Consider the following 21,913-nt stretch of genomic DNA (forward strand, 5'->3'; position numbering starts at 1 on the left):
AGTCATTCATGCCTGTTTCTGCGATTGCCGGCCTAACCATGCTGGTACTGGGCGAAAGTCATATGAGCTTTCCCGATTCGTTGCTCAACCCGCTGCAAGACAACCTGACCAAGCAAGGCGCGGTGGTTCATTCCATCGGTGCCTGCGGTGCTGGTGCGGCGGATTGGGTCGTACCGAAAAAAGTCGAGTGTGGCGGCGAGCGCCTGCCCACCGGCAAAGCGGTGATCTACGGCAAGAACGCCATGAGCACCACGCCGATCCAGGAACTGATTGCCAAGGACAAACCCGACGTTGTCGTGCTGATCATCGGCGACACCATGGGCTCGTACACCAACCCGGTGTTCCCCAAGGCCTGGGCCTGGAAAAGCGTGACCTCGCTGACCAAGGCGATCACCGACACCGGCACCAAGTGCGTGTGGGTCGGTCCGCCGTGGGGCAAGGTCGGTTCCCAGTACAAGAAGGACGACACCCGCACCAAGCTGATGTCGGCCTTCCTGGCCAGTAACGTGGCGCCGTGCACCTACATCGATTCGCTGACCTTCTCCAAGCCGGGCGAGTGGATCACCACTGACGGCCAGCACTTCACCATCGACGGCTACCAGAAATGGGCCAAGGCCATTGGTACGGCCCTGGGCGACCTGCCGCCATCGGCCTACGGTAAAGGAAGCAAATAATGAAACGCATGACCCTGGGTCTGGCGACCTTGCTCGCCAGTGTCAGCGCCTACAGCGCCGACATCCCGTTGTACCCCACCGGGCCGGAGCAAGACGCAGCGTTCCTGCGTTTTGCCAATGGCACTCCCGGCGAGTTGAAGCTGGTGGCGGACGGTTCCAAGGCCAGCCTGGTGTTGAGCGGGGATAAAGCCGTGTCGGCCTTCCTGCCGGTGGTGGGGGGTGACAAGCCGATCAAGGGCGTGTTGAGCCGCGACGGCAAAAACGCCGACCTGTCGGTGACCGTGGCCCCCGGCGAATTCGCCACCGTGGTCGCGTTGGTCGACGCCCAGGGCGCCACGCGCCAGTTGGTGGTGCGTGAGCAACCGGACGACTTCAACGCGCTCAAGGCTTCCCTGGCCTTTATCAACGCCGATGCCGCCTGCGCCGACGCCAGCCTGGAAGCCGTGGCCCAAAAGGCCGAGCTGTTCAAGAAGGTGGCCGAAGGTTCGCTGCAACGCCGCATGATCAACCCGCTGGAATTGTCGGTGCAGCTCAAGTGCGCCGGTGCTCCGGTGGGCCAGCCGCTGACGTTCACCCTCAAGGCGGGTGAGCGCTATAGCGTGCTGGCCGTCCCTTCGGCTGCAGGTTCGAAGTTGCTGTTCGCTTCCGACGCACTCGCTAACTGATCGGGCCCGACACCACCATGGTCTTTGCCTCACTCGAATTCCTCACGCTGTTCCTGCCGGCCTTCCTGTTGATCTATGCCCTGGCTCGTCCGAGCTGGCGCAACGTCATCCTGTTGATCGGCAGCTGGTTGTTCTACGGCTGGCTGAGCCCGTTGTTCCTGTTCCTGCACATGGTGTTGACCGTGGTGGCATGGGTCGGCGGCCTGCTGGTGGACCGTTCCCGTGAGGACGGCAAAGGCCGGGTGCGCCTGTTGATCGCGTTGATTGTGTTCAACACGGCGGTGCTGTGTTGGTACAAGTACGCCAACATCGTCGTCGGTACCGTGAGCGAGGTGATCACCTGGTACGGCGCCATGCCGCTGGATTGGCAGCGCGTGGCCTTGCCGGCCGGCTTGTCATTTATCGTGCTGCAGGCGATTTCCTACCTGGTGGACGTGCACCGTCATACGGTGCCGGTGGAGCGCAGCTTCATCAATTACGCCACGTACATTTCGATGTTCGGCCACTCGATTGCAGGCCCGATCATCCGTTATGACTGGGTTCGCCGTGAGCTTAACCAGCGTTATTTCAACTGGCCGAATTTCTCCCTCGGCGCGCGGCGCTTCATGATCGGCATGGGCATGAAAGTGCTGGTGGCGGACACCTTGTCGCCATTGGTGGACATTGCCTTCCACCTGGAAAACCCCAGCCTGGTGGATGCGTGGATCGGTTGCCTGGCTTATTCGCTGCAACTGTTCTTCGACTTCGCCGGCTACAGCGCCATGGCCATCGGCCTGGGCCTGATGCTGGGCTTTCACTTCCCGGAAAACTTCAACCGCCCGTACCTGGCCAGCAGCATCCAGGACTTCTGGCGTCGTTGGCACTTGTCGTTGTCCAGTTGGTTGCGCGACTACCTGTACATCGCCCTGGGCGGTAACCGCGACGGCGTGTGGCGTACCTATCGCAACCTGTTCCTGACCATGGCAATCGCCGGGTTGTGGCACGGCGGCGACAGTTGGAACTACCTGTTGTGGGGGGCGGCGCATGGTATCGCGCTGTGTGTAGATCGCGCCTGGTCGCGGTCGAGCCTGCCGCGCATTCCGCCGGTGCTGTCGCACATCCTGACGTTGCTGTTTGTGTGCCTGGCCTGGACCTTGTTCCGCGCGCCGGACTTCCATTCGGCGCTGACCATGTACGCCGGCCAGTTCGGTATGCATGGCGTGGCCTTGGGTGACGCCATGGCCGTGGCCATGCGCCCGGCCCACGGCATGGCGGCGTTGCTGGGCCTGGTATGCATCATTGCGCCGATCTGGCAGGTGCGTTGCGAGCAGCGTTTCGGTACCCAGCCCTGGTTTGTGGTGGCCGCTTCGTTGTGGCCGGTGGCCGGGTTTGTGTTGTCGTTCGCGCTGATCGCCAGCCGCGACGCCGTACCGTTTCTGTACTTTCAGTTCTAAGGACGCCCGACCATGCCCGCTCCTACCGCGCCGACTCCTCCGAGCGACTTGGCTGTTCGCACCAGCCCCCTGGCGGCCTGGGTGCTGGTGCCCTTCCTGGCGGCGGGGCTGCTGTCCTGCGCCTGGCTGATGGTGAAGGGGCCGATCAGCTTCTTGCCCGCCAAGGTCGACAGCGACATGCTGCTGCACGGTGAGTTGACCCACCGTTTCGCCAAGGAACTGGCCAAGGCGCCGATGGCGATCCAGGCGGCCAACCTGGAACGTGGCGCAAGCTGGCTGGCGTTCGGCGACACCGGCCCACGCGTGCGGCCGGGTTGCCCGGGCTGGCTGTTTATCAGCGATGAACTGCGCATCAACCGCCACGCCCAAGCCAACGCACAGACCAAGGCCCAGGCCGTGATCGACCTGCAGCGGCAACTGGGTGAAAAAGGTATCGAGCTGCAAGTGGTGGTGGTCCCGGACAAGAGCCGCATTGCGGTTGCCCAGCTGTGTGGCTTGTACCGACCGGCAGTGCTCAACAGCCGGATTCAGGACTGGACGGCCACTTTGCAGGCCGCTGGCGTGTCCGCGCTGGACCTCACCGATACCTTAAGACCCCTCGGGCCCGAGTCATACCTGCGCACCGACACCCACTGGAGCGAAATCGGCTCCAACGCCGGCGCCCAGGCGTTGGCAAAACGCATCCAGCAACGTGAGATCAAGGCTACGCCCGAGCAAACCTTTGAGATCACCCAGGCACCGCTTGCCGTGCGCCCCGGTGATCTGGTGCGCCTGGCCGGTCTCGACTGGTTACCGCCGAAGTTGCAGCCCCCGGGGGAATCGGTCGCGGCCAGCTCCGCCCACGAAGCGGGTGGCGCCACCAGCAACACTGACGACCTGTTCGGCGACGCCGGGTTGCCCAACGTGGCACTGATCGGGACTTCGTTCTCGCGCAATTCCAACTTTGTCGGCTTCCTGCAGAAAGCCCTGAACGCTCCCGTGGGCAATTTCAGCAAGGACGGCGGCGAGTTCTCCGGCGCGGCCAAGGCGTATTTCGACAGCCCGGCGTTCAAGCAAACCCCGCCGAAGTTGTTGATTTGGGAAATTCCAGAGCGGGATCTGCAGACCCCATACGATGCGATCAGCATCGGTCGGTAATTTGACGTTTTGCCGTTTATCTAAAAAATAGACGGCTTAATCATCAAAATAATGACACTTTTGTGCGCTTGAAGCAGACTGCCTGCACAAGGGCGACCACAAGAAGACCTGCGGTAAGCAGTCGTATCAGCTGACCTTTTCACGTCTTTAAGCTTCGCCGTGAGGAGGGTGCGCTATGAGCTTTACCGACGGTCTTCTTGCTCTGCTTGGCAAAGATGTCAGCCGTGACCCCCGTGGCCTGAATTCGCGACTGCACTTTTTTGGCCGCATTCCCGTGGAGGATGGCACCCCCTTTCCCCCTCAGGATTCCATTGTACAGTCCGCGCTGATGGAGAAGGCCGAGCGGCGCCCCTGCGTGGTGGCGCTGGTGTCGGCCAACGGAGGCGTAGGGCGCAGCACCCTGGCCACCCTGTTGAGCAGTGGTTTGCAGCGCCTGGGCGAATCGGTGGTGGCGGTGGACCTGGACCCGCAAAACGCCTTGCGCCGTCACTTCGGTGTCGCTCCGACCTCAACGGGCATCGGCCTCGCCAGCCTGCAGAATGCGCATTGGAAACACATCCAGCAGCCCGGTTTTGTCGGCAGCCGCGTCATTACCTTTGGCGACACCGATATCCAGCAGCAGGACACCCTGCAGCGCTGGCTGAAACATGAACCGTACTGGCTGGCGCAGCGGCTGCACGCCTTGGGCCTGGACGCCCGCCACACGGTGATCCTCGATACCCCCGCCGGTAACAGCGTCTATTTCCATCAAGCCGTGAGCGTGGCGGATGTGGTGCTGGTGGTCGCCCAGGCCGACGCGGCGTCCCTGGGAACCCTGGACCAACTCGATGGGCTGCTGGCGCCGCACCTTGAGCGCGACCGAGCGCCGCACGTTCACTACGTGCTTAACCAGCTGGATGAGGACAGTGCCTTCAGCCTGGATATGGTTGAGGCATTCCGGCAGCGACTGGGGACGAAAGAGCCGTTTGAGGTGCATCACGACGTAGGGATCAGCGAAGCCCTGGCGTTCGGCGCCGACCCGCTGGACAGCCAGGCGTTGAGCCTGGCCGGTGACGATATCAATGAGCTTTGCCGTCTGCTGATTGCCCGCAAAAAGCAACTGTAAATGCCGGTTTATGTGCTTGACGCCAGATGCTTATGCACAATTGGTTGTTTGGGCTGTCGCGAAATGATCAGGTTGTGGAGCCATTCTCAACACCCCGCAACTGCCTGTTTTACGTGCGTTTTATTCTGTGAACAAAAAATGAACAACGTGGCTTTTTGCCTGTAGCGCAGGTAGCCACAGGCCTTGTAAAGATTCCATCAACAGAGTTATCCACAGGCTGGGGTGCGACAATCCTGCCCCTTAATCGCGCTCGGCAAGCACCATCAAGTTGCGTGGTGTCAGTGTGGTTTCGCAGAAGCTGCCCACTTCGACCCTGTAGCCACGTTCGCCAAGAAACAGTGCCCGATCCAGTACCAGCCACACTTCAAGTGGGCGCCGAAACAGCCCACGCAGCAACTCCAGGTTCCTGACCTCGGCCAAACGTTGCCAGCCGTGCGCTTCCAGCGCCGCCCAATCCTGTTCACCTGTGGATAACCCTTTGATACTGGCCAACGCCTGGCAGTAGTCGGCGAAGGGTTTGTCCAGCCAACCGGCGGGCAGGGACGGTGTGGGCAGGTACTCGTCGCAGTGGCGTAATTGGCGTTGCAACTGATCGAAGCCCAGGCGGCGCGCCATGGAGATGTCCCGCTGCAGCCGCACGCGTTTACCGGCCGTGACGGTTTCGCTGAGGGGCAGGCCAAGATCGTCGACCGACAACTGCAAGGCTGAAGCACGGCCCGCTTCGGACAGCGGCTGGTAGGCGTCCGTGTTGATGCGGTTGTAGCAGCACGGCGCCACGGCCAGTTGCTTGCAGCCGGCGGCACTGGCCAATTGCAGCAGGCGCACATGCAGGTCGCCGCAGGCATGCAGGGCGACGGGGGTGTGCTCGGGGTCTAGGCTCACGTCCGCCATGACATCTTGCAGGCGGTGGGTGACGGGCAGGCCGTGGTGGTCGCTCAAGGCCTGGCCTGCCGCGATCAGCGCCGGGTCGCATTCCAGGCAGGTCAGCTGTTGGTTGGTGTGCAGCAGGCGGCGGCCGAGGTGGCCCTTGCCGGCGCACCAGTCCAGCCAATGCCGGGGTGTTTGCGCAAACTGCAGCGCGGCGCCGAAGGCTTCGATTTGCTGCCACTTGCGCCCGGGTACGTCGACATTCAGGCGGCGCGCCGCCGGTTGCAGGGGCTGCGTCGGTAACTTATCCACAGCACTGAGGCGCAAGGCTTCGCGGGCCAGTGAGGGAAAAGGCGCCGGCGCCGGTAGGGTGTGGGGATGGTTATGACTGGTTTCCGCGTCGGACAACGAGCGTTGACGCAGCCATCGGGCCAGTTGCGGATGCTCGGTTTCCCAAGGCAACTGCCGATGAGTAAAGGGCCGTGGTCGCCACAGCCCTTGGTGCTCGATCAGAAACGCATCCAGCGCCTCGAAGCGGGCTTCAACGTCCCTGGCAGGCATCGACGCGCAGCCAGCGTTCCAGCAGCCTGAAGCCGCGTACCAGCAGGAAGGAGATCAGCAGGTAGAACACGCCGGCGGTGAAGAACATCTCCACCGTCAGGTAGTTGCGCGCGATGATCGTCCTGGCCATGCCGGTCAGTTCCAGCAGGGTCACGGTGCTCGCCAGCGAGCTGGCCTTGAGCATCAGGATCACTTCGTTGCTGTAGGCCGGCAATCCGATGCGCGCGGCCCGGGGCAGTACGATGTAGAACAGCGTCTTGGGCCTGGACATGCCCAACGCACGGGCGGCTTCGATTTCCCCAGGCGGAATGGCCTGGATGGCACCCCGCAGGATCTCGGCGATGTACGCGGCGGTGTGCAGCGTCATGGTGGCGGTGGCACACCAGAACGGATCGCGCAGGTACTTCCACATGAAGCTTGAGCGGATGCTGTCGAATTGGGCCAGTCCGTAATAGACCAGGAACAACTGCACCAGCAGCGGCGTGCCGCGAAAGAAAAAGATATAGGCGTAGGGTAGGGCGCGCACAGACAGGTGCCTGGACGAGCGCGCGATACCCAGGGGGATGGCCAGGATCAGGCCGAGGATCACAGCGATGCTCACCAGCTCCAGGGTCAGGATGGCGCCCTGGATAAACTTCGGCAGCCACTTGATGATGACTTCCCATTCCATTACGTCGTCCTCACGAAGCCGCGGGCGGCGCGTTGTTCCAGGAAGTGCATGGCCACCATCGACAGCGACGTCAGGCCCAGGTAGATGAACGCGGCGACCATATAGAAGGTGAAAGGTTGTTTGGTAACGGTTACGGCAATCTGCGCATGGCGCATGATTTCCTCGAGGCCGATGACCGTGACCAGCGCGGTATCTTTCATCAGGATCAGGAACAGATTGCCCAGGCCCGGCAGGGCGATGCGCCACATCTGCGGCATGATCAACCGGGTAAAGATACGAAACTTCGACAGGCCCAGCGCCACACCCGCTTCGCGGTGGCCTTTGGGAATGGAGATGATTGCACCCCGCAGCACTTCCGTGGCGTAGGCGCCGAAACACAGGCCCAGGGCGATCACGCCAGCGGCAAAGGCGCTGAGGGACAGGTCGGGAATGTCGAGCAGTTCACCCAGTGAGCGCATGGCGTTGATCGTGCCGAAGTAGATCAGCAGCACCCACAGCAGCTCCGGCACACCGCGAACGATTGTCGAGTAAGTACCGCCCAGCCATTGCAACGGCTTGTACGGGGAAGTCTTGGCCAGGGCACCGGCGAGGCCGAGTACCAGCCCCAGGCATAACGCCGTGAGCGCCAGTTTGACGGTCATCAGCGCGCCGGCAGCGAGCGCCGGGCCGAATCCGTAGAGATCGAAATTCATGGTGTCTTCATATCGCGGCAGGCATTGCTGAAAGCCGGCGCGCTCAAGTCAGCGCGCCGGGCAGGCCGTTCAGGTCATTCGATGCTGAACGGGAAGTACTTGTCGTTGATCTTCTTGTAGGTGCCGTCTGCCTTGATCTCTGCCAAGGCTTTGTTCAGGCGCTCGCGCAGCGGGTCGCCCTTGCGTACGGCGATACCGATCTTGTCGCTCTCGACAACCGGGTCGCCCTTGAACTCGTAGGCCAGGCCGTCTTTGCTCTTGAGCCATTCGTACTGCACGTACTTGTCGGCGAGGATCCCGTCGAGGCGGCCGGACGTCAGGTCAAGGTAGGCGTTTTCCTGGGTGTCGTAGAGCTTGGCTTCGGTGTCAGGCAGCTTGTCTTCCAGGTAGGTGCCGGCCAGCGTCGCGCGTTGGGCGCCGATGACCTTGCCCTTCAGGTAGGCGGCGTCGGTCTTGAAGTCTGCGGTGGCTTTGGGCGCGATGAACTGCAGCTTGTTGGAGTAGTACGGGTCGGTGAAGTCGACGGCTTGCTTGCGCTCGTCGGTGATCGACAGCGAGGACACCAGGAAGTCGAACTTCTTGGCATTCAGGGCCGGGATGATGCCGTCCCAGTCGGACACATACACGTCGCACTTTTCGACTTTCATCTTGGCGCACAGGGCGTCGCCGATGTCTTTGTCGAAGCCGACCACTTGGCCGCTGGCGTCTTTATTGTTGAACGGCGGGTAGGCCGCTTCGATCCCCATGGTCAAGGTTTCTGCCATGGCCGTGGCGCTGAACGCCATCGAGACGGCCGCGGCCAGAAGGAATTTTTTATAGTTCTGCATGCATGTTGCTCCGTTAGCGGTTGCTGGACATGAATTGTTTGCAGCGCGCCGAAAGCGGGTTTTCAAACACCTGCTGTGGCGATCCTTGCTCTTCGATCAGGCCCTGGTGGAGGAACACCACTTCACTGGAGACCTGACGGGCGAAGCCCATTTCGTGGGTGACCAGCAGCATGGTGCGGCCTTCTTCGGCCAGCGCGCGGATCACATTAAGTACTTCCTGGACCATTTCCGGGTCAAGGGCTGAAGTGGGTTCGTCGAACAGGATGACCTTGGGCTGCATCGCCAGGGTGCGCGCGATGGCCGCCCGTTGTTGCTGGCCGCCGGACAATTGCGCGGGGTAGGCATGGCGCTTGTCGGCGATGCCGACCTTGTCCAGCAGGGCTTCGGCCACTTCTATTGCCTCGGCCTTGCTCTGGCCGAGCACACGGCGAGGGGCCTCGATGATGTTGTCGAGGATGCTCATGTGCGGCCACAGGTTAAAGTTTTGAAACACAAAACCGATTTCGCTGCGCAGGCGGTTGATCTGCTTGCCGTCTGCGGCCATCAGCTCGCCGTTTTTCGCGGCCTTGAGCTTGAGCTCTTCGCCGGCCACGAGGATCTGGCCCTGGTGCGGGTTTTCCAGCAGGTTGATGCAGCGCAGGAACGTGGACTTGCCGGAACCGGAGGAACCCAGGATCGAGATCACATCGCCGTCGCGAGCGGTCAGCGAGATACCTTTGAGTACCTCCAGCTCACCATAGCGTTTATGCAAGTTGCGGATTTCAAGCGCGGGCGTGGCCTCGGCCATGTGGGGTCCTCATTGTGTTCATTGCGATCTTCGCTGTTGGGCCGCCTTCCTGGCGAGGCGCCAAGCTAGCATAGCGTCCTGATGGCGGCCAACAGCGCGGCGGGCGGTAAACGGGCGGTGTGCGGCAGGGTGTCGCATCGGCACAGCAGGGTGTCGCGCCATCAACAACCGAACAACCGTTTTAACCCGTGAATCCGCAGGCTTCGCGTGAAAAAGGGCGCGATGGTGCCAGCTTTGGCCGGGTGTTGGAAGGGTTAAACGGGCAAACGGTAGCTATCGGCCCTTTTATGGCGCGCCGCGTACTTTTCGTGTGTGTTTTTGGTGCGCTTGTTCGTCTTGAAAGTGAGTCGCACGGTAACGCTATAGCGAAATGCCATTGTTCTCAATGACTTGCGATGACTGGTGAATCGTCCTGCAGGCCGCGTCAATCGCGGTTTTGTAACATTTTGGCGCAAATCTTGCGTAAAAAATAAAGAACGCCCTGTTGGTTTCTTTTCACGAGGAAGAGCCCAGGCCGGGCGGACCGTTTTCGCAATTCCTCGCAAAGGTGTGTCAATGAGTAGTACGCAAAGCTCCAATGACCTCGAACAGGGGCTCAAACCGCGTCACGTCACCATGCTGTCGATTGCCGGCGTCATTGGTGCCGGTTTGTTTGTCGGCTCCGGCCACGCGATTGCTGCCGCCGGCCCTGCGGTCCTGCTGGCATATGCCGCAGCGGGTACGCTGGTGGTCTTGGTGATGCGCATGCTGGCCGAAATGGCCGTGGCGTCGCCGGACACCGGTTCGTTCTCCACCTATGCCGACCGTGCGATCGGTCACTGGGCCGGCTTTACCATCGGTTGGCTGTACTGGTGGTTCTGGGTGCTGGTGATTCCATTGGAAGCCAACGCCGCCGCGACCATTCTCAACGCCTGGTTCCCGGATGTGGCCATCTGGGCCTTCACGCTGATCATCACGTTGCTGCTGACGGCCACCAACCTGTTCAGCGTGAAGAACTACGGTGAGTTCGAGTTCTGGTTCGCGTTGATCAAGGTCGTGGCGATCGTGGGCTTTGTGATCCTCGGCCTGGCGGCGATTTTCGGCTTCCTGCCGACCAGCCAGGTCAGCGGCGTTTCCCACCTCTTTGACACCCAAGGCTTTATGCCCAACGGCATGGGCGCGGTATTGGCAGCGATCCTGACCACCATGTTCTCCTTCATGGGCACCGAGATCGTCACCATCGCCGCCGCTGAATCGAAGAACCCGGGCCAGCAAATCACCAAGGCCACCAACTCGGTGATCTGGCGGATTGGTTTGTTCTACCTGTTGTCGATCTTCATCGTCGTGTCCCTGGTGCCTTGGAATGATCCGACCCTGGCGGCGGTAGGTTCCTACCAGACCGTGCTGGAACGCATGGGTATCCCGAACGCCAAGCTGATCGTCGACCTGGTGGTTCTGGTTGCCGTGACCAGCTGCCTGAACTCGGCGCTGTACACCGCTTCGCGCATGCTGTTCTCCCTGGGCCGTCGCGGCGATGCACCGGCCGTGGCCAAGCGCACCAACAAAAGCGGCACGCCTTACTGGGCGGTATTGCTGTCCACCGGCGCGGCGTTCCTGGCGGTATTTGCCAACTACGTGGCGCCGGCAGCGGTGTTCGAATTCCTGCTGGCCAGCTCTGGCGCCATCGCGCTGCTGGTGTACCTGGTGATTGCGGTGTCGCAACTGCGCATGCGCCAGAAGCGCATGGCGGCGGGCGAGAAAATTGTCTTCAAGATGTGGCTGTTCCCAGGCCTGACCTACGCGGTGATGGTATTCATCGTCGGCACATTGACCATCATGCTGTTCCAGGAAGCGCATCGGGTCGAGATCATCGCGACCGGGGTCTTGAGCTTGCTGGTAGTGGCGGCGGGGTTGTTTGTGTCCAGCCGTCGCAAGGCGCAGAGAGTGGGCGCTGCGGTGCTGAATTGATGTGATGGAATGCGGTGCTCGATTGCGCCGCAGTTCAAATGTGGGAGGGGGCAAGCCCCCTCCCACATTTGGTTTTAGTTGGTGAGGGCCTCGGATGCGGCGACGTAATCCGCCTGGAACTGCGGCGATTCGATCCACGCCAGTGCGGCGGCTTCATCGTCGCTGTCGGTGGCCCACTGCCGATACTCGATCAGTGCCGCCAGGATAAAGTCGGTGGCTTCTTCTTCGCCTTCCTGCTCCAGCACCAGCGCGAGCAGCGGGTGGGCCAGGAATACCGCGCAGAGGGCCTGCTGGCTGGTCTCGCCGGCGGTGCGCATCTCCACGAACAGCTCGGTCAAATCCACTGACTCAAGGTCAATCCGGTCGTCATCGCCGGCAAACGCATCCGGTTTGCTCGCGACGGCGCGCTGGGTGCGGTTCTGCTTGGCCTTGGCCTTGGCCCGGTGGGCACGTTTTTGCTGCTTGTTCGGCGAGGCCATGGGCTCACGTCCTTGGGTCAGGATCTGGGTGGGGTATTGAAGCGCAGGTTGAGGGAAATCCCAAGGGTATCCGCCGTTAATTGACCGTGTTGCAGCCAGGCCAGTGCAATCGGCCACAACCGATCCTGATACTCCCTGCGAAAGAACGCGAAATGTCCGACCTGTTTTTCGCCGATGTCTTCCGGGGCGATGCGCAGATGGGTGCGCTCGCTGCCGTCGAAGTAACCCAGCAACCGTTCAATCGCCGCCACGGTGCCGAAGGGGTCATCGGTGATGCTGATCGCCAGCACCTGCGCCTTCACGCGACTGAATGGCAAGTCCGCCAGGGCCCGCCCGCTGGGCCGCGTCTCATACCTGGGTGTTGGCGTGCTCCAGTCGCGCACCACGCCTGCCGGCGTATCCTCCAGCCAACCCAGGCGCTTGCCGGGGAAATACCCGCAGAGTGCCGTGACCATCGGCATGACCACATGCCATTTGGCAAACATCTGCCAGCGCCCGGCGGCGGCGTAATCGCGCCAGTAGGCGAACTGCGCGCCCACGGTCACGATTCGCCGGATCACCGCGCCGGATGCGCCCAGCCCCGCCGCACAGCCACCAAAACTGTGGCCGACCACATCAATCGGCTGGCCTGGAAACTCCCGCTGCGCCCGCAGCAGGATCGCTTCGAAATCCAGCGTGCCCCAATCCGACCACGATGCCTTGAACCCACGCAACGAACCGCTGCGGGACTCGCCGATGCCGCGATAGTCGTAGGTGATCACGTCAAAGCCGTTGGCAAACAGGTAGTCGGCGAAACGTGAGTAGTGGCGGCAACGCACGGAGGTGGCGGCGTTGATGATGACGACCGGGCGTTCTAGGTCGGTGCGCGGGTGGCGCCAGGTGAAGCCGCCGAGGGGGTGGCCGTCTGCGGCGGATTCGAGGAATGCTTCTTGGGTGGGGCGGGTTGGCAGGTTCATAGGTCCGCTCGATCCGTGCGCTTTTTTGTGGTGCTTGGAGGCTCACGCGCTTTTTATAGGGAGTCGAAATTAACAAATTTAGCGCGCCATGGGTGTGAAGATGGCCATGACGCTCGACCTTGGCCCTTTGGGTGCATAGGCTGACGATCTTTCGATTGATCTGAGCTCGACCATGACCCGCGACACCCTCGAACACCACCAGATCCCCGTCTACTTCGCCGCTGTCCTCCTGGCTGGTGCTTTCGGCCTGCTCGCGCCTTCGTTGACCCAGGGCCTCGGCGCGCTGGTCACGCCCGCCATCGCGGTGTTGATGTATGCGATGTTCCTGCAAATTCCTTTTCTGGACCTGCGTCAGGGCTTGGGCCACAAGCGTTTTCTGTCGGCGCTGCTGCTGGCCAATTTCATCCTCGTGCCGTTGCTGGTCTGGGCCTTGACCCGTGGCCTGGTAGAGCGCCCGGCGTTGCTGGTGGGCGCATTGCTGGTGTTGCTGACGCCGTGTATCGACTATGTGGTGGTGTTTACCCATATCGGTAAAGGCGACTCGCGCTTGATGCTGGCGGCGACGCCGGTGCTGTTGTTGCTGCAGTTGCTGCTGTTGCCGGTGTACCTGGGGTTGATGCTGGGGGCGCAGTCCGGGTTGGTGGTGCAGGCGGGGCCGTTTATCGAGGCGTTCCTGTTGTTGATCGTGCTGCCCATGGGGCTGGCGGTGATCACCACATTCCTGGCGCGGCGCTCATCGGGCGTCAGTGCGTGGAGCGACGCCTGGGCATGGTTGCCGGTGCCGGCGATGGCGCTGGTGTTGGTGGTGGTGATCGGTTCGCAAATCACTTCGGTGGTGCGTGACATTAACCTGTTGCTGCCGGTGATCCCGGTGTACGTGGCGTTCCTGTTGCTGGCGCCGGTGATCGGGGCGTTGGCTGCGAGGCTGTTCGCGCTGCCGGCGGCGACGGCACGGGCGGTGACGTTCAGCGCATCGACGCGTAACTCATTGGTGGTGTTGCCGCTGGCCCTGGCGTTGCCAGAAGACGTGCGCGGCGTGGCGGCGACGGCGGTGATCCTGCAAACCCTGGTCGAGTTGGTGGGCGAGTTGATCTACGTGCGCCTGATCCCGAGGCTGGTGTGGCCTGCTGGTCGGTGAAACGTGAATGTTCAGGTTTGTTCAGGTGCTATTAGGGATACGTTCGGCACCCTAGGTCGGCGTTCCCTACCTGACAGGCCAACCCATGGATCACTGCAACCGTTTCCGCCTGGAGTCCCTGGGCATTTTCCTGTTCGCGCTGTTGCTGTTCACGCTGGGTATCTGGGACCAGCAACCCCAGGGCTTTGACGGGCGCTGGGCGCTGTTCCTGCAGGAAATGTTTCGCCATGGCGCGAGTCTTTTCCCCACCACCTATGGGCAGCCTTACGCGGACTACCCTGGTACCGCGACCTTCTTCAGTTACGTATTTGCCCGGTTGTTCGGTGCGCCCAACCATTTGGCCAATGTGCTGCCCACTGCCCTTGCATCCGCCGGGGTCGTAGCCTTGATCTATCGCTTGCTGGTCCCGGCGAGTCGCCCGTGGGCGTTGCTCACGGTGCTGCTGACGTTGCTCACCACCCAATTGCTCGAGAAGTCCCGCTCGGTATGCCTGGACCAGATGGTGGCGGTGCTGTGTGTCGGCAGTTTCTACCTGCTGCACAGTGGTGAGCGCCTGGGTTCGCGGCTCAGGCAACTTGCGGTGTTCCCGCTGTTCATCCTGGGTTTCGCGATACGCGGCCCGCTGGGCTTGATCGAAGTCTGCGGCGTGGTGTGCGTGTATTGGGCGCTGGGCAGACCTGGAGCGCGGGTCAGGCAGGTGTTGATCCACGGCATCGTCGGCCTGGTGTTGCTGGCGGCCTGTTGGTGGCTGTTGGTGAAGCTGGCGCGCATCAGCGGCGGCGATGGGTTTGCCGATGAAGTGTTCAAGATGCAAGTGGGCGGGCGCCTTGATGAAAGCGGCGAGCCGTTCTATTTCTACTTCCAGCTGAGCCTGTACCGTTACTTCCCCGTGGTGCCGCTGGCGTTGGTCACATTGGTTGCGCTGCGTCATCGTTGGGCGGAGCGGTTTGATGATCCGGTGCAATTGGTGGTGCGGCTCGGTGCCTGTGGGTTGATGATCCTGCTTGGCTTGTCGGTGCCGCATTTCAAGCGTGCCTATTACATTCTGCCCATGGTGCCGATGTTTGCGGCTGTCGCGGCCTATGGGCTGCTTCAGGCGCAAGGCTGGCTTTCGGGCGTGCGTAGGGGCTACGAGTGGCTTGTCGCGGCGCTGCCGGCGCTGTGCGTGGTTGCCGTGTTTGTCTGTCGGCATGGGTGGCAGAAGCACGGTTACTGGCCTAACGTTTCGTTGCCGCTACTGATTGCTGTCCTGTTGGTGCTGCAAGTGGCTGCGCTGGGTGTCTGGCGACGGCCGCAGCGACTGGTGTGGCTCAGCCTCGTTGCATTGGCGGCGCAATGGCTGGTGTTGGTGGCTGTCGTGGAGCCGGCCAAGGATTTGCAGTTCGATACCCGGAGATTTGTGGGGCAGGTGGAGGCGCTTCGCGTGAAGCAGCCGGGTACCTTGGTGTTTCTCAATCTGGGGCGTGATACCTGGGCCGTGCGCTACATGATGAACCTGGACCACGACGAGCAGCCCGTGTTTATCGCGGGTAACGAGGTTGGACGGCTGGATGCTTTGCCCCGTCCTGCCTGGGTGATCGTGGCACGCAAGGAAACGGCGCTGTTGCCGGGAACGCCCCTGGAGCGCCTGCAGCCGAGCCTAGAGGGGCGATTGAACGACAACCCGTTGATGGTGTTTTTGCTGAAGTGACCTGGCACCTTGCTGTATGTTTGCCGATCGAGTGACCGGTCGGTCAAATTGGCTGTGCCGTTTTTTGAACTTGCCGTATTGGAAGCACAGGGATATGACAAAAAAGGACTTTAAGCGGCCCGTCAGTGGCTACGTAATTGAGCGCTCGCGAATCGGAAGGCTGAGCATTGGCTTCGATGGTGGTTGCAGCTATCCGGCGATGATCAATGTGTTGAGGGCGGTCTTCGAGCGTTACGGGCGCCTGGTACGCTTTGGCGAGCAGCTGTCAGCCCAGGGCTGGCTGGATCGGGTGGAAGAGCGCGGCTTTGAGATATCCGATCAGGAGCGGGTGGCAGTGTTCACATTGATGTCGGATCGCAGCTAACTGAAATCCCCTGGGGCGATGCTCGATCGCCCCAGGCGGCATCTATAAATCCCGGACAACAAAAAGCCCGCACTGGGCGGGCTTCTTGTGGGCTTTCGGGTGGTTTTTGCACCACCTGAAACTAATTAGTGGTGCCCAGAGACGGAATCGAACCGCCGACACGGGGATTTTCAATCCCCTGCTCTACCGACTGAGCTATCTGGGCAACGGGGCGCATTAAACGGGTTTTTCAGGGGGTCGTCAAGCAAGTTTTCAAAAAATATTTAATTATTACCGTCGCTTACGTGCCGACCCCGATTTTTGATCAATTATTGAGCAGGCGGCACGTAGCCGTCAGCCTTGGCGTAATCCTCGCCGGAAAAGAACTTGTCCATTTCGCCTGACAGGTATTTACGGTCTTCGGCGTTCATCATGTTCAGGCGTTTTTCATTGATCAGCAGCGTCTGGTGTTTCAGCCAGTCGCCCCATGCCTGGGCGGAGATGTGATCGAAAATGTCCTGGCCCTTCGCACCTGGGTACGGAGGGCGTTCCAGGCCTGGCAATTCTTCGTTGTACTTGCGGCACATTACGGTGCGGGTCATGACGACTCTCCTGCGTTCAATACATCGGCCGCGCGTTTCAGCAGTTTCTTTACCGGGGCGGCAAGGCCCAGGCGCGGCGGGGTGGCGAGGTTATACCAGAGCCAGTCGGCCTCGGCCACGTGATGGGCGGATTCCTCGACCTGCACCAGCCAGGGTTCGATGGCCAGCTGGAAGTGGCTGAAGGTGTGGATCAGCCCCGGCAGTGCCTGGTGCTCGCCCAGCTCGAGAGCGTGCTGGTTGGCCAGGTGTTCGAGGTCTTGCAGGTCGTCCAGTTCGGGCAGGCTCCACAAGCCGCCCCACAGGCCGGTGGAGGGGCGGCGGTAAAGCAGGATGGCGCCTTCGGCATTGGCCAGCATCGGCATCAGCGTGCGCTTCTGCGGGATGCTCTTGCGCGGCTTGGGGATCGGGTAGCGTGTCTCCAGGCCGAGCAGGTGGGCTTCGCAGCCTTTTTCCAGCGGGCACAGCAGGCAGCTGGGCTTGCTGCGGGTGCAGAGGGTGGCGCCCATGTCCATCATCGCCTGGGTGTAGGCGTTGACACGATCATGGGGTGTGAAGCGCTCCGCGGTGGCCCACAACTGCTTGGCCACCTTGGGTTCGCCGGGGTAGCCCTCTTGTGCGGTGAAGCGCGCCAGCACGCGTTTGACGTTGCCATCGAGGATCGGCGCGCGCAGGCCCATGCTCAGGCTGGCAATCGCGCCGGCGGTGGACAGGCCGATGCCGGGCAACTCGGTGAGTTTTTCCACATCCCTGGGAAACTCGCCGCCGTACTCGGCCACGATGATTTTCGCGGTCTTTTGCAGGTTGCGCGCCCGAGTGTAATAACCCAGGCCGGTCCACAGGTGCAGCACTTCGTCCTCCGGCGCGGCGGCCAGGGCTTCGACCGTTGGCAGGGAAGCCATGAAGCGGTCGAAGTAATTGAGCACCGTGCTGACCTGGGTCTGCTGCAGCATGATCTCCGAAACCCACACCCGGTAAGGCGTGATGCCCTGTTGCCAGGGCAGGTCATGGCGGCCGTGGCGGTCGTACCAGTCCAGCACCGCCGTTGAAAACTGCTCGTTTTTCATCGTTTGAACAGGCCTTTCAAAGCATCTTTGAGCTGCGGATTGACCTTGTCGAGCTTCTCTTCCAGCTTCTCGCTGAGCTTGTTGCCGGCCGCCTTGATCGCGACCTGGCTCAGGCCGTCCTTGTCCAGGCGGCAGGCCTTGGCACCGAGTTCCAGTGGGCCACGGCAGCGCAACGGCACTTCGATGCCCTGGAAGTTGGCGCCGACTTCGCAGGCCGGGTCCGGTACTTCGCGCTGGTCGCCTTCGACGATGATGCCGACGCGGTAATCCATGCCCAGTACGCGCAGGTCGACGTCACCGTTGCCATTGACCGCCAGCCCGGGGATGCGCACTTTCAGGTCGGGGTTGTTGGCGACGCCGTTACGGAAGGTCAGGTTGCCCTTCAACTCCTGGAACGGGGTGTCCTTGCCGCGTTGTTCGCCGCTCAAGGTCTTGCGGTTGAGCAGGGCGATACCGGTGCACAGTTGCTGCTCGAGGTTGGCGTTGAGCAGCACGCCGTTGTTGATCACAAAGCTGGCGGTACCGTTGAGGCTGTCGATCAGGGCTTTCTGGCTGTTGCCGCGGCCGCTGAGGTTGCTGTCGAGGGTGACCTGGCCTTTCACCGGCGGCGTTTGCCCCTGGGCCTGCAGGATGCGTTCGACCGGCACCTGCCTGATCCGGCTTTGCAGGGCCAGCAGCGGAATGTCCTGGCGCACGTCCAGGCTGCCGTTGGCCTGGAAGGTGCCGTTGTAGAGCCCGCCGCTCAGGGTGTCGAGCTTGAGTTGGCCGTCGACGCCGGACGCTTTCAGCACGGCATTCTGGATCGGCAATTTACTCAGGGTCAGTTGGCCGAAGGCGAGGTCGGCATTCACATCCAGCTTGCGCAGATGGGCCAATGGCAGCAGTTTGTCGGTGCTCCAGGCGCCTTTGGTCGGTGCTTCCGGCAGTGGCGTGGTGCCCCCGGCCGCCATGGCGCCGGCTTCGCTGTTCTGCACTTCGGCCTGGCGGTCGGCGGTCGCACCCTTGGCGGATTCGGACTTGGCCGGCAGGTAGTTGTCGGCGTTGAAGGTATCGCCCTTGAGCTGCACGCGCAGCGCCTGCTTGGCAAAGTCGTCCACGGCGATACGACCGGTAAAGGTGCTGCCATCGAGTTTCAGGTTCAGGTCTTCCAGCGCCAGGCTGGTCGGCGTGCCCTTGAGGCGGCTGACCAGCTCGACCTTGCTCAGGCTGCCCTCGGCCATGGGCGGCAGCGGGTTGCCGACGCTGTCGAGGAACTTGGCCAGGTCAAACTGGGCGATGGACAGCGCGCCGCTGAGTTGCGGGGTCTTGTCCAGGTCGTTGACCTTCAGTTCGCCCAAGGCGCGCAACTGGTTGGCCGAGAGCTTCAGGTTGGTCCATTCGGCGATATTGGCCGCCTGGTCCACCAGTAACTGGCCTTGTGTGGAGAACGTCACGGTCTTGCCTTGCAGCGGCTCGCCAGTGGCTTCGCCGGTGACTTTCATGTCTTCGAACTGGTAGCGCTTGAGCGCGCGTTCGATACGCAGGTTGCCGTTGAGCTCGGTCTTGACGCGCATCACTGGCTGGTTGCTGCCGAAGAAGGCGGTGAGTTTCACCGGGATGCTCGCACCTTCGTGCACGGCGCCGGTGCTCAGCTGGATACTTTCGGCGCTGAATTGCTTGCCGGTCTGTTCATCGTTGTATTCGACGCGGGCGTTGTTGACCGTCAGGCTGTCGATATCCAGGCGGATCGGCTTGGACGGTTTTTCCGCTTCGGGCTCGGCAGGCGCTTGCGCTGGCGCGGGGGTTCCGGCAGTTGCCACCGGCGCGTTCTTGCCGATGTCTTCCCAGTTGCCATGGCCCTGCTTGTCGCGGTTGAGGCGCAGGTTCAGGCCTTCGACCCGCACATCGCTCATCTGCACCTCGCGACGCAGCAGCGGCAGCACGCGCACCGACAGGCCAAGCATTTGCAGATCGGCGAAGGGTTGGGTCGGCGTGGTCAGGGTCGCCACGCTGGCTTCGTGCAGTTCCAGGCCGAGCCAGGGGAACAGGCTCCAGCCGATATCGCCATTGAGCGTCAGCTCGATGTGGGCCTTGTCGCGGGCAATCTGGCGAATCTCGTCTTTATAGTCGTTGGGATCGAAGAGATGGGTCAGGGCAAAGCCCAGAGCCACAATGATCAGCAACAGCCCGAGAAGTACCAGACCCAGGATTTTGCCGAACGCTTTCATGGGCGAGTCCTTGTATGTCGATTTCAAAATTTAGCCGCAGAGTATAACGCCCGACGGCCTGCGTCAGGTCACCGATCGTTACATTGTATCCATAGGGGCGAAAACGGGTTTTTGACGCCAATAAAACCGAAAAATCGCAAAAAGATGATGTCATTTTGGTTTTTCTGTCACTCGCTAATGCTAATCTTCGGCCGTTCGTTCGCCTTCTGCGACTTATCGTCGCGCCAAAATGGAGCTTCACTCTACAAAAACGGCCACGCTTTGCGTGCAAGGCCGAGGGAGAGAGCGCCTGACGAACGCATACTAATAACTGGGGGATTCATCAATGAGCACTAGCACTGTGGCCGGCACTACCGCCGCCCAGCCTGCGTTCCTGTCCAAGGAGCGCATTATCGCCAAGCCCGGCTTCAACCGCTGGCTGGTTCCACCGGCCGCCCTGGCCATCCACCTGTGCATCGGCATGGCCTACGGCTTTTCGGTGTTCTGGCTGCCGCTGTCCAAGGCGTTGGGTATCACTAAACCGGTTGCCTGTGCGCCGGACATGAGCTTCATCGCCCAAGTCTTCTCGTCCCAATGCGACTGGCCCATCTCCATGCTGGGCTGGATCTACACCCTGTTCTTCATCTTCCTGGGCTGCTCGGCAGCGATCTGGGGTGGCTGGCTGGAACATGCCGGGCCGCGCAAGGCCGGTGTTGTGTCGGCGTTGTGCTGGTGCGGCGGCCTGCTGATCTCGGCGCTGGGTATCTATACCCACCAGATCTGGCTGATGTGGATCGGCTCCGGGGTCATTGGCGGTATCGGCCTGGGCCTGGGCTATATCTCGCCCGTATCGACCCTGATCAAGTGGTTCCCGGATAAGCGCGGCATGGCCACCGGCATGGCGATCATGGGCTTCGGCGGCGGCGCAATGGTTGGCGCCCCGCTGGCTGCTGCGCTGATGGGGCATTTTGCTTCGCCGACTAGCGTGGGCGTATGGCAGAGTTTCCTGGTCATGGCTGCGATCTACTTCGTGTTCATGATCGGCGGCGCGCTGTCCTACCGCGTTCCACCCACTGGCTGGAAGCCTGAGGGCTGGACCGCACCGGCGAAAAAAGCCAGTAACGCGATGATCACCCACCGTCACGTGCACGTGAATGTGGCGTGGAAAACCCCGCAATTCCGTCTGGTATGGCTGGTGCTGTGCCTGAACGTGTCGGCCGGTATCGGCATCCTCGGCATGGCTTCGCCGCTGCTGCAGGAAGTGTTCGGTGGCAAGCTGCTGGGTGTCGATGTGCCGTTTGGCCAACTGGACGCCGGGCAATTGGCGTCGATTGCCGCCATCGCTGCGGGCTTCACCGGCCTGCTGAGCCTGTTCAACATCGGTGGTCGGTTCTTCTGGGCGTCGTTCTCCGACTACCTGGGGCGTAAAAACACCTACTTCGTGTTCTTCGCCCTGGGCTTTGCCCTGTATGCGCTGATCCCGAACCTGGGGCACCTGGGCAACGTGGCGCTGTTCGTGGCGGCGTTCTGCATCATCCTGTCGATGTACGGCGGTGGCTTTGCGACCGTCCCGGCCTACCTGGCCGACCTGTTCGGTACCCAGATGGTCGGCGCGATCCACGGTCGCCTGCTGACCGCCTGGGCAGCGGCGGGCGTGCTGGGCCCGGTGCTGGTGAACTACCTGCGTGAGTATCAACTGAGCATCGGCGTTGAACGCGCTGCGGCCTATGACATCACCTTGTACATCCTCGCCGGCCTGCTGGTGCTGGGCTTTATCTGCAACATGCTGGTCCGCCCGGTGGCCGACAAGTACTTCATGACCGATGCAGAACTTGCCGCAGAGCAAGCGCTGGGCCATGACAAGGGTGCCGATGCCAGTACTTCCCTGGAGTGGAAAGCGGCCTCCGGCACCGTGCCATTGGCAATTGCCGCCTGGCTGGTGGTGGGTATTCCGTTGGCGTGGGGTGTGTGGGTGACCCTGCAGAAGACGGCGGTACTGTTCCACTAAGTTGAATACAAGCGGGCGCACCATCCTGGAGCGCCCGCTTGTGTATACATGTCTATCCCCGACATTCCCCGCCTCAACTCGT

Annotated in this window: 20 protein-coding genes and 1 tRNA gene; 10 read left to right on the forward strand and 11 right to left on the reverse strand. The window is 61.7% G+C overall.

Annotation, left to right across the window (positions count from 1 at the left end):
* Positions 1–8: 8 nt before the first annotated feature.
* The 5 genes from V3W40_RS23435 to bcsQ all read left to right on the forward strand — a co-directional run bounded on the left by V3W40_RS23435 (position 9) and on the right by bcsQ (position 5,014).
* On the forward strand, positions 9–674 hold the full coding sequence (locus V3W40_RS23435) for an SGNH/GDSL hydrolase family protein (protein WP_027605099.1): 666 nt from the start codon (positions 9–11) through the stop codon (positions 672–674).
* Positions 674–1,339 (forward strand): DUF4397 domain-containing protein, encoded by a 666-nt coding sequence (locus V3W40_RS23440; protein WP_065925770.1) that lies wholly within the window; start codon positions 674–676, stop codon positions 1,337–1,339. The genes V3W40_RS23435 and V3W40_RS23440 overlap by 1 nt, the downstream gene beginning before the upstream one ends.
* 17 nt (positions 1,340–1,356) lie before the next feature.
* Positions 1,357–2,772 carry an MBOAT family O-acyltransferase gene (locus tag V3W40_RS23445; protein WP_330215723.1) on the forward strand — a complete coding sequence of 472 codons (1,416 nt, stop codon included), beginning with the start codon at positions 1,357–1,359 and terminating at the stop codon, positions 2,770–2,772.
* Positions 2,773–2,784: 12 nt separating this feature from the next.
* Entirely contained in the window at positions 2,785–3,909 is a 1,125-nt protein-coding gene (locus tag V3W40_RS23450) for an alginate O-acetyltransferase AlgX-related protein (RefSeq protein ID WP_330215724.1), read from the forward strand.
* Between the two features lie 175 nt (positions 3,910–4,084).
* Positions 4,085–5,014, forward strand: a complete 930-nt coding sequence (gene bcsQ / locus V3W40_RS23455; protein ID WP_330215725.1) for a cellulose biosynthesis protein BcsQ — start codon at positions 4,085–4,087, stop codon at positions 5,012–5,014.
* Between the two features lie 240 nt (positions 5,015–5,254).
* Here bcsQ and V3W40_RS23460 read toward each other — a convergent pair whose 3' ends face one another.
* The 5 genes from V3W40_RS23460 to V3W40_RS23480 form a co-directional block, all read right to left on the reverse strand.
* Positions 5,255–6,442 (reverse strand): methyltransferase, encoded by a 1,188-nt coding sequence (locus V3W40_RS23460; RefSeq protein ID WP_074848433.1) that lies wholly within the window; start codon positions 6,440–6,442, stop codon positions 5,255–5,257.
* The gene (locus tag V3W40_RS23465; RefSeq protein ID WP_315871229.1) at positions 6,423–7,112 is read right to left on the reverse strand and encodes an ABC transporter permease; all 690 of its coding nucleotides are present in this window, start codon (positions 7,110–7,112) and stop codon (positions 6,423–6,425) included. The genes V3W40_RS23460 and V3W40_RS23465 overlap by 20 nt, the downstream gene beginning before the upstream one ends.
* On the reverse strand, positions 7,112–7,804 hold the full coding sequence (locus tag V3W40_RS23470) for an ABC transporter permease (protein ID WP_027605092.1): 693 nt from the start codon (positions 7,802–7,804) through the stop codon (positions 7,112–7,114). Before V3W40_RS23470 ends, V3W40_RS23465 begins: the two co-directional genes overlap by 1 nt.
* A gap of 74 nt (positions 7,805–7,878) precedes the next feature.
* A complete protein-coding gene (locus tag V3W40_RS23475) occupies positions 7,879–8,631 on the reverse strand; it encodes an ABC transporter substrate-binding protein (protein WP_065925765.1) in 753 nt (250 codons plus the stop codon).
* 13 nt (positions 8,632–8,644) lie between these two features.
* Entirely contained in the window at positions 8,645–9,418 is a 774-nt protein-coding gene (locus tag V3W40_RS23480) for an ABC transporter ATP-binding protein (RefSeq protein ID WP_065925764.1), read from the reverse strand.
* A 555-nt stretch (positions 9,419–9,973) separates the two neighbouring features.
* On the opposite strand from V3W40_RS23480, the gene gabP reads away from it, so the two are divergent.
* On the forward strand, positions 9,974–11,365 hold the full coding sequence (gene gabP, locus V3W40_RS23485) for a GABA permease (RefSeq protein WP_065925763.1): 1,392 nt from the start codon (positions 9,974–9,976) through the stop codon (positions 11,363–11,365).
* A gap of 74 nt (positions 11,366–11,439) precedes the next feature.
* Here gabP and V3W40_RS23490 read toward each other — a convergent pair whose 3' ends face one another.
* Together V3W40_RS23490 and V3W40_RS23495 are read right to left on the reverse strand one after the other, a co-directional pair.
* Positions 11,440–11,844: a hypothetical protein gene (locus tag V3W40_RS23490; RefSeq protein WP_027605088.1), complete on the reverse strand. Its 405-nt coding sequence runs from the start codon at positions 11,842–11,844 to the stop codon at positions 11,440–11,442.
* A 17-nt stretch (positions 11,845–11,861) separates the two neighbouring features.
* Entirely contained in the window at positions 11,862–12,800 is a 939-nt protein-coding gene (locus tag V3W40_RS23495; protein ID WP_330215726.1) for an alpha/beta hydrolase family protein, read from the reverse strand.
* A gap of 172 nt (positions 12,801–12,972) precedes the next feature.
* Between V3W40_RS23495 and V3W40_RS23500 the strand changes: the two genes are divergently transcribed.
* From V3W40_RS23500 to V3W40_RS23510, 3 genes are all read left to right on the forward strand, one after another.
* Complete coding sequence (locus tag V3W40_RS23500; RefSeq protein WP_141605333.1) at positions 12,973–13,938, forward strand: arsenic resistance protein; 966 nt, start codon at positions 12,973–12,975, stop codon at positions 13,936–13,938.
* An 85-nt stretch (positions 13,939–14,023) separates the two neighbouring features.
* Positions 14,024–15,628 carry a hypothetical protein gene (locus V3W40_RS23505; RefSeq protein ID WP_074848442.1) on the forward strand — a complete coding sequence of 535 codons (1,605 nt, stop codon included), beginning with the start codon at positions 14,024–14,026 and terminating at the stop codon, positions 15,626–15,628.
* A 94-nt stretch (positions 15,629–15,722) separates the two neighbouring features.
* Positions 15,723–15,992 carry a hypothetical protein gene (locus tag V3W40_RS23510; protein WP_027605084.1) on the forward strand — a complete coding sequence of 90 codons (270 nt, stop codon included), beginning with the start codon at positions 15,723–15,725 and terminating at the stop codon, positions 15,990–15,992.
* Positions 15,993–16,121: 129 nt separating this feature from the next.
* On the opposite strand, the gene V3W40_RS23515 is transcribed toward V3W40_RS23510, so the two are convergent.
* From V3W40_RS23515 to V3W40_RS23530, 4 genes are all read right to left on the reverse strand, one after another.
* Positions 16,122–16,197, reverse strand: a tRNA-Phe gene (locus V3W40_RS23515).
* A gap of 103 nt (positions 16,198–16,300) precedes the next feature.
* Positions 16,301–16,573, reverse strand: a complete 273-nt coding sequence (locus V3W40_RS23520; RefSeq protein ID WP_027605083.1) for an oxidative damage protection protein — start codon at positions 16,571–16,573, stop codon at positions 16,301–16,303.
* Positions 16,570–17,637, reverse strand: a complete 1,068-nt coding sequence (mutY, locus tag V3W40_RS23525; RefSeq protein WP_065925759.1) for an A/G-specific adenine glycosylase — start codon at positions 17,635–17,637, stop codon at positions 16,570–16,572. The genes V3W40_RS23520 and mutY overlap by 4 nt, the downstream gene beginning before the upstream one ends.
* Complete coding sequence (locus V3W40_RS23530) at positions 17,634–19,844, reverse strand: AsmA family protein (protein ID WP_330215727.1); 2,211 nt, start codon at positions 19,842–19,844, stop codon at positions 17,634–17,636. The genes mutY and V3W40_RS23530 overlap by 4 nt, the downstream gene beginning before the upstream one ends.
* A 325-nt stretch (positions 19,845–20,169) precedes the next feature.
* Here V3W40_RS23530 and V3W40_RS23535 point away from each other — a divergent pair, with 325 nt between their 5' ends.
* A complete protein-coding gene (locus tag V3W40_RS23535) occupies positions 20,170–21,831 on the forward strand; it encodes an OFA family MFS transporter (RefSeq protein WP_074848444.1) in 1,662 nt (553 codons plus the stop codon).
* Positions 21,832–21,913: the final 82 nt, after the last annotated feature.

This window comes from Pseudomonas sp. AM8, from assembly GCF_036346475.1.
Lineage (GTDB): Bacteria > Pseudomonadota > Gammaproteobacteria > Pseudomonadales > Pseudomonadaceae > Aquipseudomonas > Aquipseudomonas marginalis.

Coding starts and splice junctions, on each gene's coding strand:
- V3W40_RS23495 (WP_330215726.1), bottom strand. CDS start 12,800: ATGAACCTGCCAACCCGCCCCACCCAAGAAGCATTCCTCGAATCCGCC.
- V3W40_RS23475 (WP_065925765.1), bottom strand. CDS start 8,631: ATGCAGAACTATAAAAAATTCCTTCTGGCCGCGGCCGTCTCGATGGCG.
- V3W40_RS23470 (WP_027605092.1), bottom strand. CDS start 7,804: ATGAATTTCGATCTCTACGGATTCGGCCCGGCGCTCGCTGCCGGCGCG.
- V3W40_RS23480 (WP_065925764.1), bottom strand. CDS start 9,418: ATGGCCGAGGCCACGCCCGCGCTTGAAATCCGCAACTTGCATAAACGC.
- mutY (WP_065925759.1), bottom strand. CDS start 17,637: ATGAAAAACGAGCAGTTTTCAACGGCGGTGCTGGACTGGTACGACCGC.
- bcsQ (WP_330215725.1), top strand. CDS start 4,085: ATGAGCTTTACCGACGGTCTTCTTGCTCTGCTTGGCAAAGATGTCAGC.
- V3W40_RS23490 (WP_027605088.1), bottom strand. CDS start 11,844: ATGGCCTCGCCGAACAAGCAGCAAAAACGTGCCCACCGGGCCAAGGCC.
- V3W40_RS23505 (WP_074848442.1), top strand. CDS start 14,024: ATGGATCACTGCAACCGTTTCCGCCTGGAGTCCCTGGGCATTTTCCTG.
- V3W40_RS23440 (WP_065925770.1), top strand. CDS start 674: ATGAAACGCATGACCCTGGGTCTGGCGACCTTGCTCGCCAGTGTCAGC.
- V3W40_RS23510 (WP_027605084.1), top strand. CDS start 15,723: ATGACAAAAAAGGACTTTAAGCGGCCCGTCAGTGGCTACGTAATTGAG.
- gabP (WP_065925763.1), top strand. CDS start 9,974: ATGAGTAGTACGCAAAGCTCCAATGACCTCGAACAGGGGCTCAAACCG.
- V3W40_RS23465 (WP_315871229.1), bottom strand. CDS start 7,112: ATGGAATGGGAAGTCATCATCAAGTGGCTGCCGAAGTTTATCCAGGGC.
- V3W40_RS23450 (WP_330215724.1), top strand. CDS start 2,785: ATGCCCGCTCCTACCGCGCCGACTCCTCCGAGCGACTTGGCTGTTCGC.
- V3W40_RS23445 (WP_330215723.1), top strand. CDS start 1,357: ATGGTCTTTGCCTCACTCGAATTCCTCACGCTGTTCCTGCCGGCCTTC.
- V3W40_RS23435 (WP_027605099.1), top strand. CDS start 9: ATGCCTGTTTCTGCGATTGCCGGCCTAACCATGCTGGTACTGGGCGAA.
- V3W40_RS23460 (WP_074848433.1), bottom strand. CDS start 6,442: ATGCCTGCCAGGGACGTTGAAGCCCGCTTCGAGGCGCTGGATGCGTTT.
- V3W40_RS23500 (WP_141605333.1), top strand. CDS start 12,973: ATGACCCGCGACACCCTCGAACACCACCAGATCCCCGTCTACTTCGCC.
- V3W40_RS23535 (WP_074848444.1), top strand. CDS start 20,170: ATGAGCACTAGCACTGTGGCCGGCACTACCGCCGCCCAGCCTGCGTTC.
- V3W40_RS23520 (WP_027605083.1), bottom strand. CDS start 16,573: ATGACCCGCACCGTAATGTGCCGCAAGTACAACGAAGAATTGCCAGGC.
- V3W40_RS23530 (WP_330215727.1), bottom strand. CDS start 19,844: ATGAAAGCGTTCGGCAAAATCCTGGGTCTGGTACTTCTCGGGCTGTTG.